Origin of the sequence: Paraburkholderia sp. 32 (genome assembly GCF_050435345.1) — a bacterium.
Taxonomy (GTDB): domain Bacteria; phylum Pseudomonadota; class Gammaproteobacteria; order Burkholderiales; family Burkholderiaceae; genus Paraburkholderia; species Paraburkholderia tuberum.
Genome location: NZ_JBNDKD010000003.1, coordinates 1,407,320 through 1,422,399 on the forward strand (window position 1 = coordinate 1,407,320; position 15,080 = coordinate 1,422,399).

A 15,080-nucleotide genomic window follows, 5' to 3' on the forward strand; every position below is an offset into this window, starting at 1 on the left:
TCTCCTCACAGCACCTTCGCTTCGGTCTTCAGCTTCTCGACCAGCGTCTTCACGTCCGGCACCTTCACACCGGCGGAACGCTTCGGCGGCTCGGCGACTTTCAGCGTCTTCAGACGCGGCGTGACATCGACGCCGAGGTCTTCGGGCTTGAGCGTTTCCAGCGGCTTTTTCTTCGCCTTCATGATGATTCGGCAGCGTTACGTAACGCGGCTCGTTCAGGCGCAGATCGGTCGTGACCACGGCCGGCAGCGTCAGCGACAGTGTTTCCGCGCCGCCGTCCACTTCACGCGACACCGTCGCCTTGCCGTCCGCCACGACAAGCTTCGACGCGAACGTCGCCTGCGGCAGATTCGCGAGCGCGGCGAGCATCTGGCCGGTCTGGTTGGAGTCGTCGTCGATGGCCTGCTTGCCCAGGATCACCAGTTGCGGCTGCTCCCTGTCGACGAGCGCCTTGAGCAGCTTCGCGACGGCGAGCGGCTGCAGGTCTTCGTTCGATTCGATCAGGATCGCGCGATCCGCGCCGATGGCGAGCGCGGTGCGCAGCGTTTCCTGCGCCTGCGCAACACCGGCCGACACGGCGATCACTTCGGTCGCGACGCCCGCTTCCTTCAGACGCACCGCTTCTTCAACCGCGATTTCGTCGAACGGGTTCATCGACATTTTCACGTTCGCGATATCGACGCCCGTACCGTCCGATTTCACGCGGACCTTCACGTTGTAGTCGACCACTCTTTTCACTGGCACCAGAATTTTCATGCACACGCTCCAAAGTTACGAATACGTCAACCCGATGAACATTATAGCGACTGCCCTCATGACAGCCGTGTCGCGGGCGCTTTGCGGGAGGATATCGCTCCTCAGCGGCGTAACGGCAATATCGAACGATCGTTCTATTTTAATCTCCAAAAAACCCGGGAGACAACCCCGGGTTCCGACTCAGACCTCTAATTTCGCATTGCCGTCGTGTTCTGCGAGGTCCGCGGGCGTTGCATCACCAGGAGGTGATTACCGAGCCGCCGAATTTGCTGTCGACGAACTGCTTCACTTCCGGCGAGTGGTACGCCGCGACGAGCTTCGCGACCCACGGCTTGTTCTTGTCCGCTTCGCGAATCGCGATCACGTTCACGTAGGGACCTTTCCGGTCCTCGATCGCGATAGCGTCCTGCGTTGGCTTGAGGCCCGCTTCCATCGCGAAGTTGGTGTTGATCGCGGCGGCATCGACATCGCCCAGCGAACGCGGAATCTGCGCCGCGTCAAGCTCGACGATCTTTAGTTTCTTCGGATTGTCGACGATGTCGAGCGGCGTCGCCTTCAGGCCCGCCTCGGCGCGCAGCTTCAGCAAGCCCTGCTTCTGCAGCAACAGCAGCGCGCGGCCGCCGTTGGTCGGGTCGTTCGGCACGGCGATCTTCGCGCCCGGCTGCAGTTCGGCGAGCGACTTCACCTTCTTCGAGTAGATACCCATCGGGTACGTGACCGTATCGGCGATACGGATCAGCTTGTAGCCGCGATCCTTCACCTGCGCCTGCAGGTACGGGTCGTGCTGGTAGCTGTTCGCGTCCAGATCGCCGCCCGCGAGCGCCGCGTTCGGCTGCACGTAGTCGGAGAATTCGACGATCCTGATGTTCAGGCCGTTCTTCGCCGCGACCATCTTCACGACGTCCATGATCTGCGCGTGCGGGCCGCCGGTGACACCAACCTTGATCGTGTCTTCGGCATGCGCCGTGGTGGTGGCGAAGAGCGTTGCCGCGCCGAATGCGGCGGCCAGCTTGAGAATGAAGCGACGTTGCATGATCGACCTTTTCCGAATCTTTATTAGCGGGCTTCCGAACGCCCTTGTTTATTTGTGGCTCAGACGACGCACGAGCCAATCCCCAAACGACTGCACCAGTTGCACGAACACGATCAGTATCAGCACGACCGCGAGCATCACTTCTGGCAGGAAGCGCTGATAGCCGTAGCGGATGCCGAGGTCGCCAAGACCGCCGCCGCCGATCGCGCCGGCCATCGCCGAATAGCCGACCAGCGACACGAACGTGATCGTCAACCCGGCGACCACTCCCGGCAGCGATTCCGGCAACAGCACCTTGAAGACGATCTGGCTGGTGGTCGCGCCCATCGCCTGGGCCGCCTCGATGAGCCCGCGATCGACCTCGCGCAGCGCCGTTTCGACCAGACGCGCGATGAACGGCGCCGCGGCGATCGTCAGCGGCACGATCGCGGCCGCGGTGCCGATTGACGAACCGACGACAAGTCGCGTAAACGGAATCACCGCGACCAGCAGGATGATGAACGGCGTCGAGCGCACCGCGTTGACGATCACGCCCATCACGCGATTCAACGCGACGTTTTCGAGCACGCCCTGGCGGTTGGTCAAATACAGCAGCACGCCGAGCGGCACGCCGACCACAGCGCCAATCAGTCCGGAGACGCCCACCATGATGAGCGTCTCCCAGAACGACTGGACGAACATATCGAACATTTCACTCAACATGCGAGAGCTCCTCCACTACGACACCCTGCTCGCGCAGAAACGTGATCGCCTGCGCGACCTTGGCCGGATCGCCGCCCGCGAGTACCGCGAGCGAGCCGAACGCCTGCCCCTGGATTTCGTCGATCTGGCCGTGCAGGATGTTGAAGTCGAGCTCGTAGCGGCGAATCGTCTCCGACAGAATCGGCTGATCGACGCCCGAACCGGTGAACGCGAGGCGCAGCAGATGGCCGCTGCCGGTCTTCAACCGCTGCGCGACGCGCGCCTTCATGGCGGGCGGCAGCTCCTGCGCGATCACGTCTCCGATCAGCGCGCGCGTGACTTCGTGGTGCGGCTGCAGGAACACGTCGATCACCTTGCCCTCTTCGACGACGCGGCCCGCGTCGAGCACCGCGACGCGATCGCAGACCTGCTTGATCACGTCCATCTGGTGAGTGATCAGCACGATCGTCAGGTTCAGTTCGCGGTTGATGCGCTTGAGCAGATCGAGGATCGCGCGGGTGGTTTCGGGGTCGAGCGCGGAGGTCGCCTCGTCCGACAGCAGCACCTTCGGCTTGCTCGCGAGCGCGCGCGCGATGCCCACGCGCTGCTTCTGCCCGCCGCTGATCTGCGCCGGATAGCGGTCCTTCTGCGCCGACAGACCAACGAGCTCGAGCAGCGGCAGCACGTTCGCCTCGATCTCGTCGCGCTTCAGGCCGGCCAGTTCGAGCGGCAGCGCGACGTTCTCGTACACGGTGCGCGACGACAACAGATTGAAGTGCTGGAAGATCATGCCGATCTCGCGACGCGCGTCGCGCAGTTGCGCGGCGGGCAGCGTCGTCAGATCGCGGCCGTTGACGAGGATGTTGCCCTCGGATGGGCGCGTCAGCAGGTTGATCGTGCGCACGAGCGTGCTCTTGCCCGCGCCGCTGCGGCCGATGATGCCGAACACCTCGCCCGCCGGAATCGTCAGATTGACGTTGTGCAGCGCCTCGACCCACCCCCGGGGCCCGGCAAACCGCTGGGAAACATTGCGTATTTCGATCATGGACAAACGAAAACGGCGGAGGCTGCCGGCGAGCATCGTGCTCCCGACAAGCGGCCGCCGTTTCTTTTATTGGGATTTGAGGTCGTCATTCTACCGCAGCGACGACATGCCCTTTAATAATCAATTTCGATCTTTTCATAACCTGAGGGCATTAGAGCCGCGCCTTATGCACGAAGCTCACGCGCTTCGCGCCGCTACGACTATGATCGGGCCACTCTCCTTCAGCACAGGCCGCCGCCATGCAGACTTCTCCGAGCCACACCGTGCGCGCGAGCGCCGGCAGTCTCAATAAAGATGCGCCGCAGCGCGGGTCGGTGACGACCGGCGATGGCATCGAATTGCCGCTGTATCGCTGGCGGCCGAACGGGCCCATACGCGCGACGGTCGCGCTGCTGCACGGCCTCGCCGAGCACGCCGGCCGTTACGCCGCCGTTGCGGGCCGGCTCAACGCGGCGGGCATCGAACTCGTCGCGATCGATCTGCGCGGCCACGGCCACGCGCCCGGCAAGCGCGCCTATGTGAAACGCTTCGACGACTACCTGCTCGATGCGCAGGCGCTGCTCGACGCCGCCGCGCAAAGCTGTGCGCCGTTATTCCTGATGGGTCACAGCATGGGTGGCGCGGTGGCGGCACTGTATGCGATAGAGCGCCTCGACGCGAGCGGGCGGCGCCTCGCCGGCCTGATCCTGTCGAGCCCCGCGCTCGCGCCGGGCCGCGACGTGCCGAAGTGGATGCTCGCGCTAAGCCAGGTGATCAGCCGCGTGTACCCAACCTTCCCGGCGATGAAGATCGACCCTGCGCTGCTCTCGCGCCTTCAGCCGGTGGTCAAAGCCAACCTCAACGATCCGCTCGTGCATCACGACGCGATTCCGGCGCGCACGGGCGCCGAGCTGCTGCTCGCGATGGCGCGCATCGAACGCGGACGCGCGAGGCTGCGCATGCCGCTGCTCGTGTTTCATGGCACCGACGACAAAGTGACCGAGCCCGACGGCAGCCGCGCGTTCGGCGAGCACGCGGGCTCGCCGGACAAGACGCTTACGCTGCATGAGGGTAGCTACCACGAGACGATGAACGACCTCGATCGCGATCGGGTGATCGAGGCGTTGGTCGAGTGGATCGAAAGGCGGGCGGTGGGACCCGGTTGACAAGACGCGGCGCTTGCTGGCCGTCGACTACCGCTTCCACTTCGGCGCGCGTTTGTCGATGAAAGCCTGCACGCCTTCGAGCGCCGAGTCGTCCATCATGTTGCAGGCCATCGTCTGCCCCGCGAGCTGGTACGCGGCTTCGATACCCATTTCGAGCTGCCGGTAGAACAGGCCCTTGCCCGCGCTGACAGCTTCGACCGGCTTCGCGCAGATGCTCGCGGCGAGCCGCGCGACTTCGTCGTCGAGCGCATCGGCTGGGGCGACGCGGTTCACGAGCCCCTGCTTGCGCGCTTCGGCGGCGTCGATGAAATCGCCGGTCAGCAGCATTTCGAGCGCGGCCTTGCGCGACAGGTTGCGCGACAGCGGCACCGACGGTGTCGCGCAGAACAATCCGAGGTTCACGCCCGATACGGCGAAGCGCGCGGTATCGGCGGCGACCGCGAGATCGCACATTGCGACCAGCTGGCAGCCGGCGGCGGTCGCGATGCCATGCACGCGCGCGATCACCGGCTGCGGCATGCGCTGGATCGTCAGCATCAGCTTCGTGCAGCGCGCGAACAGCTGCTGGTAATAAGCAAGCGATGGCGCCGCGCGCATTTCCTTCAGGTCGTGCCCCGCGCAGAACGCGCGGCCAGCGCCGGCGATCACGACCACGCGGGCATCGGTCTTCGCGATCCCGGTCAGCGTCTGCTGCAGTCCGTCGAGCAACGCTTCGGACAGCGCGTTGAACGCATCGGGCCGGTTCATCGTCACGCGCACGACGCCCGCTACGCGATATGCGTCGTGTTCGATCGTGACCAGCGACGCGTCGCCGGTGCTGGCGGGACTGGCGTTCATGGCTCGCTCCTCGGTACGTGAATGTCGATTTTCGCTCACTGGCTTTCGAGCCACTGTCGCCGCGTGCAGTCGGGCAACCTCAGATCTCCGCCAGCGACCGCACGTGCGCGACCACGCTGCGCCCGAGCGCCGACAGGTTGTAGCCGCCCTCGAGACAACTGACGATGCGCCCACGCGCATAACGCCGCGCGATCTCGCGCATCTGGTCGGTGATCCACGCGTAATCGTCTTCGACGAGGCCCATGTTGCCGAGGTCGTCCTCGCGATGCGCGTCGAAGCCGGCCGAGATGAACAGCATCTCCGGCCTGAATTCGTGCAGGCGCGGCAACCACAGCATATCGACCGCTTCGCGCACGGCCATGCCGTTCGAACGCGCCGGCATCGGCACGTTGCACATGTTGGACGCCTGGTTGTCGGCGCCCGTGAACGGATAGAACGGATGCTGGAAGATACTGCACATCAGCACGCGCGGGTCGCCCGAGAACGCGGCCTCTGTGCCGTTGCCGTGATGCACGTCGAAGTCGATGATGGCGACGCGCGCGAGACCATGCACGTCGAGCGCGTGGCGCGCGGCGATCGCGATGTTGTTGAAAAAGCAGAAGCCCATCGCACGCGCCGGCTCCGCGTGATGGCCCGGCGGCCGCACGCTGCAGAACGCGTTGTCGTAGCGGCCTTCGATCACCGCGTCGGTGGCGGCGACCGCCGCGCCCGCCGCGCGCAACGCGGCCTGCCACGTGTGCGGATTCATCGTCGTGTCGGGATCGATCTCGGCGACGCCCTCGACGGGCGAGCGACCGCGGATGTAGTCGACGTGCGCCTGCGTGTGCACTCGCAGCAGCGCGGCCTCGTCGACGAGCGGCGGCGATTCGCGCTCGATCAGCGCGTCGATGCGGCTTGCGATCAGTTGATCCTCGATCGCCTGCAGGCGCGCGGGACACTCGGGGTGCCACTGCCCCATGTCGTGCAGCAGACAGTCGGGGTGGGAATAGAAGCCTGTTGCCATAGTTCGTGTTGTGCGTCTCTTCTACGGCGCGACGCATGAACTGCGCGCGCGGCGTGTCTCCGTCGAGCGGCGCGCGCCCCCGCGCGCCTCCATTCGTCAAGTTACCACACGACGCCGCTGTCGCCGATTCAGCACGGTTTTGCGGAAGTCGTCGGATATACTTCCCCGACCCGTTATTCGCCGTTTCGTTCCTACAGCTTTCCGACTGCTTCCAGCCTTTCACGCATCGCGCTCACTGCTCACCATGACCGTCAAGCTTGCTCTGTCCGCAGGATCCCCACGCAACCGTCTTCGCCTCGGCACCCACGCCGCCTCACTGATCGTCGCATCGTGCATGTTCATCGCAGCAAGTCCCGCGAGCGCGCAAAGCGCCACAAGGAAAGCACCGGTGCAACTCGCGCAGAGCCAGCCGCAGCAGCCGGTACCGCAAGGACAGACGTTCGAGGAAGAGATCATTCCGCAGCGCTATGCGCACAACGCGAACGTCGATGCGTTCATCAACGAGATGGTCGCACGCTACGATTTCGACGAAGCGTCGCTGCACGCGCTGTTCACCGGCGTCAGCTACTCGGCGACCGCGGTGAAGCTGGTCACCCCGTCACCGACGCCGTCGGTCAAGAACTGGCGCTCGTATCAGGCGCGCTTCCTCGACCCGGTGCGCGTCAATGCCGGCGTGCAGTTCTGGCGCGAGAACCGGGCCACGCTGCAGCGCGCGTATCAGGAGTTCGGCGTGCCGCCGGAGATGATCGTCGGCATCATCGGCGTCGAGACGATCTACGGTCGCTACATGGGTAATTTCCGCGTGCTCGATGCGCTGACCACGCTGAGCTTCGATTATCCGAACACCGCGAATCGCGCGGACCGCCAGGCGACCTTCCGCAAGAATCTCGAAGACTACCTGGTGTGGACGCGCGACGCGCAGATCGACCCGAACACGGTGCTCGGCTCGTACACCGGCGCGATCGGCATTCCGCAGTTCCTGCCGAGCAGCATCGTCCAATACGCGGTCGACTACGAAGGCGACAAGCGCATCGATCTGCGCACGAGCGATGCGGATGCGATCGGCAGCGTCGCGAACTATCTGCGCCAGAACGGCTGGGAAAGCGGGCGGCCGGTGGTATGGCGAATCGGCTCGGACGCGGGCAGCCTCGGTGTCGCGCAGGCCGCGGCCAATGGGCAGCCGGAGCCGCACTGGCCGCTCGACCAGTTGCTGCGTGCCGGCCTCGTGCTGAACGAGCCGAACGTCGACATTGCTTCCGAAGCGGGCACCCCGGTCACGGTGGTCGATCTGCCGACACCGGGACGCGGCACCGAGTTCGTGCTCGGCCTGAAGAATTTCTACGTGCTCACGCGCTACAACCGCAGCTTCTTCTATGCGCTCGCGGTGTATCAGCTGGGTCAGAAGGTCAAGGCGCAGATGCAAGCGATCGACGCGGCGAATGCCGCAAAAGCGGCCAACAACGGCAGCGCGTCGCAAGGCCAGGCGGATCAGTCGAACTCTGATTCGCAGTGAGTCACGCCGCGAGTCGCCGCGGGCGCCTCGCGTTGAAAAACGCAAAAAAAGCGCCGGCTCGACCGGCGCTTTTCATTAGCTCGTGTGCCCGCGAAGGCGCCGGCGACCCGCTTACGCTGGAAATACCCCCGTGGACAGGTAACGGTCGCCGCGATCGCAGACGATGAACACGATCGTCGCGTTCTCGACCTGACGCGCGATGCGCAGCGCGACTTCGCACGCGCCACCCGACGAAATGCCCGCGAAGATGCCTTCGACCGACGCCAGGCGGCGCGCCATCGCCTCGGCCGCGGATTGGCTGACGTTCTCCACGCGGTCGACGCGGCTGCGGTCGAAGATTTTCGGCAGATACGCTTCCGGCCACTTGCGAATACCCGGAATACGCGAGCCCTCTTCCGGCTGCGCGCCGATGATTTCGATCTGCTGGTTCTGCGTTTTCAGATATGTCGACACGCCCATGATCGTGCCGGTCGTGCCCATCGACGACACGAAGTGCGTGATGCGCCCTTCCGTGTCGCGCCAGATTTCCGGGCCCGTGCCTTCGATGTGCGAGGCCGGATTGTCCGGGTTCGCGAACTGATCGAGGATGATGCCCTTGCCTTCGCGCTGCATCTGCTCGGCGAGATCGCGCGCGTACTCCATGCCGCCTTTGACAGGCGTCAGGATGATTTCCGCGCCGTAAGCGGCCATGCTCTGGCGGCGCTCGACCGACAGATCTTCCGGCATGACCAGTACCATCTTGTAGCCGCGGACTGCGGCGGCCATCGCGAGCGCAATGCCGGTGTTGCCGCTCGTCGATTCGATCAGCGTGTCGCCCGGCTTGATGCGTCCGCGCGCTTCGGCCTTCTTGATCATCGACAACGCCGGCCGGTCTTTCACCGACCCCGCAGGATTGTTGCCCTCAAGCTTCGCGAGGATCACATTGTTGCGGCTACGGATCTCGTCGTCGGGAAGCCGGACGAGTTGTACGAGCGGCGTATTGCCGATCGTGTCTTCAATCGTTTGGTATGCCATATGGGGTCTAGCGATCGATGCGCGAAAGAGTGTCTTCAATCCGTCGATTCTAAACCACGATCTCCGGCGCTGCCCTGCAGCCCTTCTGCCCGCATGGATGCATGGTGTTGCCACGCAAAAGCCCGCGGCTGCGAGCCACGGGAACACGTGTGTACCAATCGATGCAATGGAACGTTCGCGAACCCTGCGCGCCGCAAGCCGCTCGTCAGCATGGCACGCGCAAGGCTCGCGACCGCTTACTTCTTCACCGCCACTGCGGCGGCGCCCTTCTGCGTGGCGGCGGACGCGGCCGTAGCGGCCGGCTCCTTGCCCGCCGCAGCTGCCGCAACCTGCGTGCTAGCAGCCGCACCAGCCGGTCCGACAGCGAGACCCTCCGCCTGCAGGCGCTCGATGGTGTGCCCGCCCATGCCCTTGACGCGCTTGCCGAAATCCGCCGCGTCCTTGAACGGGCCGTGCGCATTACGTTCCTCGACAATCGCTTTGGCTTTTGCCGGACCGATGCCCTTGATGCCGCGCAGCGCGTCTTCGTCAGCCGTGTTGACGTCGACCGCCGCATATGCGTGGCCGAAAGCGGCGAGCATCGCCGCGGTAACCAGTACTTTTCGAAACATATTGGAATCTCCCTGTTGCCACTGGCCGGCGACCATCACCGGCCAGGAGATTCCAGTTTAAAGAGGATGACGTACGAATCACACCTGGCCGAACAGCCAACGCACGTAACGATCGACACCTTCCTGCACGCTCAGAAACGGCTCGTCGTAGCCGGCCGTGCGCAGTTTCGACTGATCGGCCTGCGTGAAGCACTGGTACTTGCCGCGCAGCGCGTCGGGGAACGGAATGTATTCGATCAGCCCGCGTTGCACCTGATCCGCGAGCGACAGCGCCGGCTCGTTGTTCAGCGCGCGCAGCGTGTTGACCACGGTGCTCGCGATATCGTTGAACGGCTGCGCGCGGCCGGTGCCGAGATTGAAAATGCCTGACTTCTCCGGATGATCGAAGAAGAACAGGTTGACCTTGACGACGTCTTCGACGGAGATGAAATCGCGCGTCTGCTCGCCGGCCGCATAGCCGTTGTACTCGCCGAACAGCTTGACCTTGCCCTCGGCGCGGAACTGGTTGAAGTTGTGAAACGCGACCGACGCCATGCGCGCCTTGTGCGTTTCGCGCGGACCGTAGACGTTGAAATAACGGAAGCCCACGATCTGGCTCTTCGCGGTGGGCAGCACGCGGCGAATCACCTGATCGAACAGGAACTTCGAATAGCCGTACACGTTCAGCGGCTGCTCGACCTCGCGCTCCTCGACGAAGCGGCTCGAGCCGCCATACGTCGCCGCCGACGACGCGTACAGGAACTGGACGTTCTGCGCGAGGCAGATGTCCAGCACGTCGCGGCTATAGCGGTAGTTGTTGTCCATCATGTAGCGGCCGTCGGTTTCCATCGTGTCCGAGCAGGCGCCTTCGTGGAATATCGCGCGCACCTTGCCGAAGTCGCCGCGCCTGAAGCGCTCGACGAATTCGGTTTTGTCGAGATAGTCGTCGATTTCGCAGTCGACCAGATTCCTGAACTTGTCCGCACGCGTGAGGTTATCGACGGCGATGATGCGCTGTTCGCCGCGCTCGTTGAGCGCCTTCACGAGATTGCTGCCGATAAAACCGGCCGCGCCGGTGACGATGACGGTCATGGTGATCCTGCGGTAGTGAGCTTCGTTCAGTCAACGCCGCGCGGGGTCCGCTGGTCCGTCGGACGACGGCGCCCCGCGGGCTGCATCAGGAAAAGAGTTCGTCGTAGTCGACGGTGGCGGTGCCCAGTTTGCCGACCACGATGCCGGCCGCGCGATTCGCGAGTCCAACCGCGTCGACGAGCGAAAGACCCGCGCCGAGCATCGCGGCGAGTGTCGCGATCACGGTGTCCCCCGCGCCCGAAACATCATACACTTCGCGCGCAACGGCCGACGCGTGCAGGATGCCATCGTCGGAGAACAGCGTCATGCCCTCCTCCGAGCGCGTCAGCAGCAGCGCCTTGAACTGGAGCTCGGCGCGCAGCTTCGTGACGCGCGCGATCAGATCTTCCTCGGACTTCCACTGTCCGACGACCTCGCGCAATTCCGCGCGATTCGGCGTGATCAGCGTCGCCCCGCGATAGCGCTCCCAGTCGTCGCCCTTCGGATCGACGAGCACCGGTTTGCCGGCCGCGTGCGCCTTCGCGATCATTTGCGTGACGTGCGTGAGGCCGCCCTTCGCGTAGTCGGACATCAGGATCACGTCGTACGATGGCAGCAGCTCGTCGAAACGCGCGAGGCCCGCGAGAAGCACCTCGTGTGCCGGCGAGTTTTCGAAATCGACGCGCAGCAACTGTTGCTGACGCGACAGCACGCGCAGCTTGATCGTCGTCAGCAAGGCCGGATCGCGTTCCAGATGCGGCGTGACGCCGCTTTCGCCGAGCAGCTGCACGATGCGCTCGCCGGGCTCGTCATGACCGACCACGCACAAAAGACCCGCCTGCGCGCTGAGCGCGACCGCGTTGCGCGCGACGTTCGCCGCGCCGCCCAGCCGATCTTCCTGGCGCTGCACGTGCACGACCGGCACGGGCGCCTCTGGAGAAATGCGGTTGACGTCGCCGAACCAGTATCGGTCGAGCATCACGTCGCCGACCACCAGCACGCGCGCCGCGTTGAGCTGCGCGCGCGGCACGACCGTGAGCTTCTGCGCCGTCGTGGACGCGGGCGCCGCGGGCATGGCCTCAGGCATCGACCGGAAGTTCAGAGGGTTGGGCATAGGGGCGTCCAATGGCGTGGTAGTCGATACCGAGCTCGGTCATCGCGTCCAGTTCGTACAGGTTGCGGCCGTCGAAAATCAGCGGTGTCTTCAGCACCGATTTCAGATGCACGAAATCAGGACTCTTGAACTCCTTCCATTCGGTCACGATCACGAGCGCGTCGGCGCCGATCAGCGTTTCGTCCTGAGTGCTCGTGAACGTGAGACGCGCCAGCTGCTCCGGCGCAGCGTGCAGATCCATCGCGAATACGCGACGCGCCTCGGTCACGGCGACCGGATCGTACGCACGCACGTTCGCGCCGCGCGCAAGCAACTCGCCGATCACGCGACGGCTCGGCGCCTCGCGCATGTCGTCGGTATTCGGCTTGAACGCGAGACCCCACACCGCGAACGCGCGGCCGCTCAAATCCTCGCCGAGCTTCGCGGTGATCTTGTTCACGAGCACGTCCTTCTGCTGGTAGTTCACTTCCTCGACCGCCTCGAGAATCCGCAGGTTGTGGCCGCTCTCGCTCGCGGTGCGAATCAACGCCTGCACGTCCTTCGGGAAGCACGAGCCGCCATAGCCGCAGCCCGCATACAGGAAGTGATAGCCGATGCGCGGATCGGAACCGATGCCGCGGCGCACCGCTTCGATGTCGGCGCCGACCTTGTCCGCGAGATTCGACATCTCGTTCATGAACGAGATGCGCGTCGCGAGCATCGCGTTGGCCGCGTACTTGGTGAACTCGGCCGAGCGAACGTCCATGTACAGCGTGCGTTCGTGATTGCGGTTGAACGGCGCGTACAGACGCTTCATCATTTCGCGCGCCCGCACGCCCGGTTCGTCTTCGTCGATACCGATCACGATACGGTCGGGGCGCATGAAGTCGTCGACGGCCGCACCTTCCTTCAGGAACTCCGGATTCGACACGACCGAGAAGCGATGCTGCGCGCTGCCGGCGAGCCCGCGTTTCGCGAGCTCTTCATTGATCACCGCGCGCACGCGCTGCGCGGTGCCGACCGGCACCGTCGATTTGTCGACGATCACCTTGAAACCATTCATCGTGCGGCCGATGTTGCGCGCGGCCTCGAGCACATATTGCAGATCGGCGGAGCCGTCTTCGTCGGGCGGCGTGCCGACCGCGATGAACTGCACGTCGCCGTGCGCGACGCTCGCGGCGACATCGGTCGAGAACGTGATGCGGCCAGCCGCGCGCGTGCGGGCGATCATCTCCTGCAAGCCCGGTTCGTGAATCGGCACGCCGCCTTTGTTGAGGATGTCGATCTTGCGCTGATCGACGTCGAGACAGAAGACGTCATTGCCGATTTCGGCGAGACACGCGCCGGTGACAAGGCCCACATAGCCGGTGCCGATAATGGTGATTTTCATACGCTTTCCGGTGGAAGGTTCCGGTAATGAATGCCGCTCATGAGGCCGGCGATAAACTCGTTGCGAAATTCGCGGAGCGGTTGCGTCGCAATGAACGCCGACGCGGCCAAAGCCGCGCGTGCGGCGTCAACTCGGCGCGGTAATCGGCTCGACGCGGCGCGGTGCATAGGTTTCCCAACCGCTGCATCCGGGGCACTGCCAGTAGAAAAGCCGCGCCCGGAAACCACAATTCTGGCACGTATAGCGTGGCAGATTCTTGGTGCGCTGGCGGATCAGTGTGTGCATCAGTTCGAGCTCGCTGCGCCGCGGCTCTTCGGCGACGGCCTGCTGCGCTTCGAGCAGACGCGTCATGCCGGCCAGATTCGGCGACTTCTGCATCTGCGTGCGCGCGAGCGCATGCGCGGCATCGGCGCCGCGCAGCAACGCGACGTGCTGATACGCGACGTCGAGCAGATCGTTGCTCGGATGATGGTCGACCCACGTGGTCAGCAGATCGGCGCCCTCCTGCGCGCGGCCGAGCGCTTCATACGCCTTCATGATTTTCTCGGCGACGAGCGGCAGATACGCGGGGTTCTGCTCCTCGACGCCGCGCCATTGACCGATCGCCGCTTCGGACGCGCCGCCGGCCGCGTCGACGTCGCCGAACAGGATCGTCGCGCGCACGTTGGTCGGGTTCGCCTTCAGCGCGAGACCGAGCTGATGACGCGCTTCGTCCGGTTTCTTCTGCTGCAGCGCTTCCTGAGCAAGTTCGCAATGGAACTGCGCGATTTCCTTGTCGAGCGACGGTGCGCCCATCGTTTCGAGATGTCGCGCGGTATCGATCGACTTGACCCAGTCCTTCTCGATCTCGTAGATTGTCAACAGCGCGCGTTGAGCACCGAGTGCGTAATCGCCCGCCTGCAGCGAGCGGAAGGTTTCCTCGGCACGGTCGAGCAGACCCGCTTTCAGGAAGTCCTGGCCGAGTTCGTACAGCGCGTGATCGCGCTCACTGACAGGCAGGTCCGCGCGGCTCAGCAGATTTTGATGCACGCGGATCGCTCGATCCGTTTCGCCGCGCCGGCGGAACAGATTGCCGAGCGCGAAATGCAATTCGACTGTTTCAGGGTCGAGCTTGACGACCTCGATGAATGCGTCGATCGCCTGGTCGGGCTGCTCGTTGAGCAGGAAGTTCAGGCCGCGAAAATAGGACCGCGGCAGGTTCGCGCTTTCGGACAGCAGCGTCTTGAGGTCGTAGCGCGCCGCCATCCAGCCGAACGCGAATGCGACGGGTATGACCAGCAGCCACCAGAAGTCTAGATCCATGCGATTAATGCAAATGTGCGGGAAAGCGAAAACGAAAAGCCGCGCTCAGAGCGCGCGGCGCAACGGAGTTCAGATCAGCGGCGGCATCGGCGGCTGCTCGACGACGGCTGGAGTTTCGCGCGCCACGCGCAACTCGCGCCTGAGCCGGCCATTCTCCATGCGCAGACGTACGACGGCCGGCACCGCCGACACGAGCCCCGCGAGCAAGCCGATCACGAAAAACGCGAGACCGATCAGAATCAGAGGCGCCGACCAGACGTAGCCGGCGAGGAAATTCAGCGTAGCGGGTTGCGTGTTGGAGAGCGCCAGCACCAGCAGCAGCACGAACACCAGCACACGGATCAGCCAGACGATAAATTTCATGAATAGATCTCTTGACGGCAGTTGCGGGGTGACGCCGGCTCGATGACGCGTCGCGCCAAGGTGTTGCCCGCGCCGAAGTGACCCGTATTGTAATGGATGACCTCGGGGCCGGACAGCAAGTGGCGGGATGGCGCACTGACGGGTGATTCGCGAAATGCAAAGGCCGCACCGGGAAGCGCCCTCTTCTCAAACGATGGACGAAAAAAAAGCGCCCGAAGGCGCTTTTCCTGGTCTTTTGCCGACT

14 protein-coding genes and 1 pseudogene are annotated in these 15,080 nt (G+C 64.3%); 2 read left to right on the forward strand and 13 right to left on the reverse strand.

The genetic code is table 11. The annotated features are described in order from the left end of the window. Positions 1–5: 5 nt before the first annotated feature. The 4 genes and pseudogenes from OKW26_RS29115 to OKW26_RS29130 form a co-directional block, all read right to left on the reverse strand. A pseudogene (locus OKW26_RS29115) lies at positions 6–756 on the reverse strand (electron transfer flavoprotein subunit beta/FixA family protein). Positions 757–991: 235 nt separating this feature from the next. After that, the gene (locus OKW26_RS29120; protein WP_429355946.1) at positions 992–1,789 is read right to left on the reverse strand and encodes a MetQ/NlpA family ABC transporter substrate-binding protein; all 798 of its coding nucleotides are present in this window, start codon (positions 1,787–1,789) and stop codon (positions 992–994) included. 48 nt (positions 1,790–1,837) lie between these two features. Continuing rightward, positions 1,838–2,491, reverse strand: a complete 654-nt coding sequence (locus tag OKW26_RS29125) for a methionine ABC transporter permease (RefSeq protein WP_184070708.1) — start codon at positions 2,489–2,491, stop codon at positions 1,838–1,840. Next, entirely contained in the window at positions 2,481–3,515 is a 1,035-nt protein-coding gene (locus tag OKW26_RS29130; RefSeq protein WP_090801299.1) for a methionine ABC transporter ATP-binding protein, read from the reverse strand. Before OKW26_RS29130 ends, OKW26_RS29125 begins: the two co-directional genes overlap by 11 nt. A 239-nt stretch (positions 3,516–3,754) precedes the next feature. Here OKW26_RS29130 and OKW26_RS29135 point away from each other — a divergent pair, with 239 nt between their 5' ends. Beyond that, on the forward strand, positions 3,755–4,660 hold the full coding sequence (locus OKW26_RS29135; protein ID WP_184061352.1) for an alpha/beta hydrolase: 906 nt from the start codon (positions 3,755–3,757) through the stop codon (positions 4,658–4,660). Between the two features lie 27 nt (positions 4,661–4,687). Here the strand turns inward: OKW26_RS29135 and OKW26_RS29140 are convergent, their stop codons facing one another. Together OKW26_RS29140 and OKW26_RS29145 are read right to left on the reverse strand one after the other, a co-directional pair. Beyond that, the gene (locus tag OKW26_RS29140; RefSeq protein WP_090801303.1) at positions 4,688–5,497 is read right to left on the reverse strand and encodes an enoyl-CoA hydratase; all 810 of its coding nucleotides are present in this window, start codon (positions 5,495–5,497) and stop codon (positions 4,688–4,690) included. 79 nt (positions 5,498–5,576) lie between these two features. Continuing rightward, a complete protein-coding gene (locus tag OKW26_RS29145) occupies positions 5,577–6,500 on the reverse strand; it encodes a histone deacetylase family protein (protein ID WP_090801305.1) in 924 nt (307 codons plus the stop codon). Positions 6,501–6,834: 334 nt separating this feature from the next. Between OKW26_RS29145 and mltB the strand changes: the two genes are divergently transcribed. Further along, positions 6,835–8,013 carry a lytic murein transglycosylase B gene (gene mltB / locus OKW26_RS29150; RefSeq protein ID WP_429355947.1) on the forward strand — a complete coding sequence of 393 codons (1,179 nt, stop codon included), beginning with the start codon at positions 6,835–6,837 and terminating at the stop codon, positions 8,011–8,013. 111 nt (positions 8,014–8,124) lie between these two features. Here the strand turns inward: mltB and cysM are convergent, their stop codons facing one another. The 7 genes from cysM to OKW26_RS29185 form a co-directional block, all read right to left on the reverse strand. Further along, positions 8,125–9,027, reverse strand: coding sequence for a cysteine synthase CysM (gene cysM, locus OKW26_RS29155; protein WP_184061349.1), 903 nt, complete (start codon positions 9,025–9,027; stop codon positions 8,125–8,127). A gap of 236 nt (positions 9,028–9,263) precedes the next feature. Continuing rightward, complete coding sequence (locus tag OKW26_RS29160; RefSeq protein ID WP_184056269.1) at positions 9,264–9,638, reverse strand: ComEA family DNA-binding protein; 375 nt, start codon at positions 9,636–9,638, stop codon at positions 9,264–9,266. A 78-nt stretch (positions 9,639–9,716) separates the two neighbouring features. Continuing rightward, a complete protein-coding gene (rfaD, locus tag OKW26_RS29165; RefSeq protein WP_187612423.1) occupies positions 9,717–10,709 on the reverse strand; it encodes an ADP-glyceromanno-heptose 6-epimerase in 993 nt (330 codons plus the stop codon). 85 nt (positions 10,710–10,794) lie between these two features. After that, entirely contained in the window at positions 10,795–11,802 is a 1,008-nt protein-coding gene (gene rfaE1, locus OKW26_RS29170) for a D-glycero-beta-D-manno-heptose-7-phosphate kinase (RefSeq protein WP_090801312.1), read from the reverse strand. After that, positions 11,768–13,171: a UDP-glucose dehydrogenase family protein gene (locus OKW26_RS29175; protein ID WP_429355948.1), complete on the reverse strand. Its 1,404-nt coding sequence runs from the start codon at positions 13,169–13,171 to the stop codon at positions 11,768–11,770. The genes rfaE1 and OKW26_RS29175 overlap by 35 nt, the downstream gene beginning before the upstream one ends. A 126-nt stretch (positions 13,172–13,297) precedes the next feature. Continuing rightward, entirely contained in the window at positions 13,298–14,473 is a 1,176-nt protein-coding gene (gene lapB, locus OKW26_RS29180; protein WP_184061347.1) for a lipopolysaccharide assembly protein LapB, read from the reverse strand. A gap of 69 nt (positions 14,474–14,542) precedes the next feature. Next, a complete protein-coding gene (locus tag OKW26_RS29185; protein WP_184027701.1) occupies positions 14,543–14,836 on the reverse strand; it encodes a LapA family protein in 294 nt (97 codons plus the stop codon). Between the last annotated feature and the right edge of the window lie 244 nt (positions 14,837–15,080).

Excerpts from the sequence above, each read along its gene's own strand:
- OKW26_RS29120 (WP_429355946.1), bottom strand. The coding sequence starts at position 1,789 with ATGCAACGTCGCTTCATTCTCAAGCTGGCCGCCGCATTCGGCGCGGCA.
- OKW26_RS29125 (WP_184070708.1), bottom strand. The coding sequence starts at position 2,491 with ATGTTGAGTGAAATGTTCGATATGTTCGTCCAGTCGTTCTGGGAGACG.
- OKW26_RS29130 (WP_090801299.1), bottom strand. The coding sequence starts at position 3,515 with ATGATCGAAATACGCAATGTTTCCCAGCGGTTTGCCGGGCCCCGGGGG.
- OKW26_RS29135 (WP_184061352.1), top strand. The coding sequence starts at position 3,755 with ATGCAGACTTCTCCGAGCCACACCGTGCGCGCGAGCGCCGGCAGTCTC.
- OKW26_RS29140 (WP_090801303.1), bottom strand. The coding sequence starts at position 5,497 with ATGAACGCCAGTCCCGCCAGCACCGGCGACGCGTCGCTGGTCACGATC.
- OKW26_RS29145 (WP_090801305.1), bottom strand. The coding sequence starts at position 6,500 with ATGGCAACAGGCTTCTATTCCCACCCCGACTGTCTGCTGCACGACATG.
- mltB (WP_429355947.1), top strand. The coding sequence starts at position 6,835 with ATGTTCATCGCAGCAAGTCCCGCGAGCGCGCAAAGCGCCACAAGGAAA.
- cysM (WP_184061349.1), bottom strand. The coding sequence starts at position 9,027 with ATGGCATACCAAACGATTGAAGACACGATCGGCAATACGCCGCTCGTA.
- OKW26_RS29160 (WP_184056269.1), bottom strand. The coding sequence starts at position 9,638 with ATGTTTCGAAAAGTACTGGTTACCGCGGCGATGCTCGCCGCTTTCGGC.
- rfaD (WP_187612423.1), bottom strand. The coding sequence starts at position 10,709 with ATGACCGTCATCGTCACCGGCGCGGCCGGTTTTATCGGCAGCAATCTC.
- rfaE1 (WP_090801312.1), bottom strand. The coding sequence starts at position 11,802 with ATGCCCAACCCTCTGAACTTCCGGTCGATGCCTGAGGCCATGCCCGCG.
- OKW26_RS29175 (WP_429355948.1), bottom strand. The coding sequence starts at position 13,171 with ATGAAAATCACCATTATCGGCACCGGCTATGTGGGCCTTGTCACCGGC.
- lapB (WP_184061347.1), bottom strand. The coding sequence starts at position 14,473 with ATGGATCTAGACTTCTGGTGGCTGCTGGTCATACCCGTCGCATTCGCG.
- OKW26_RS29185 (WP_184027701.1), bottom strand. The coding sequence starts at position 14,836 with ATGAAATTTATCGTCTGGCTGATCCGTGTGCTGGTGTTCGTGCTGCTG.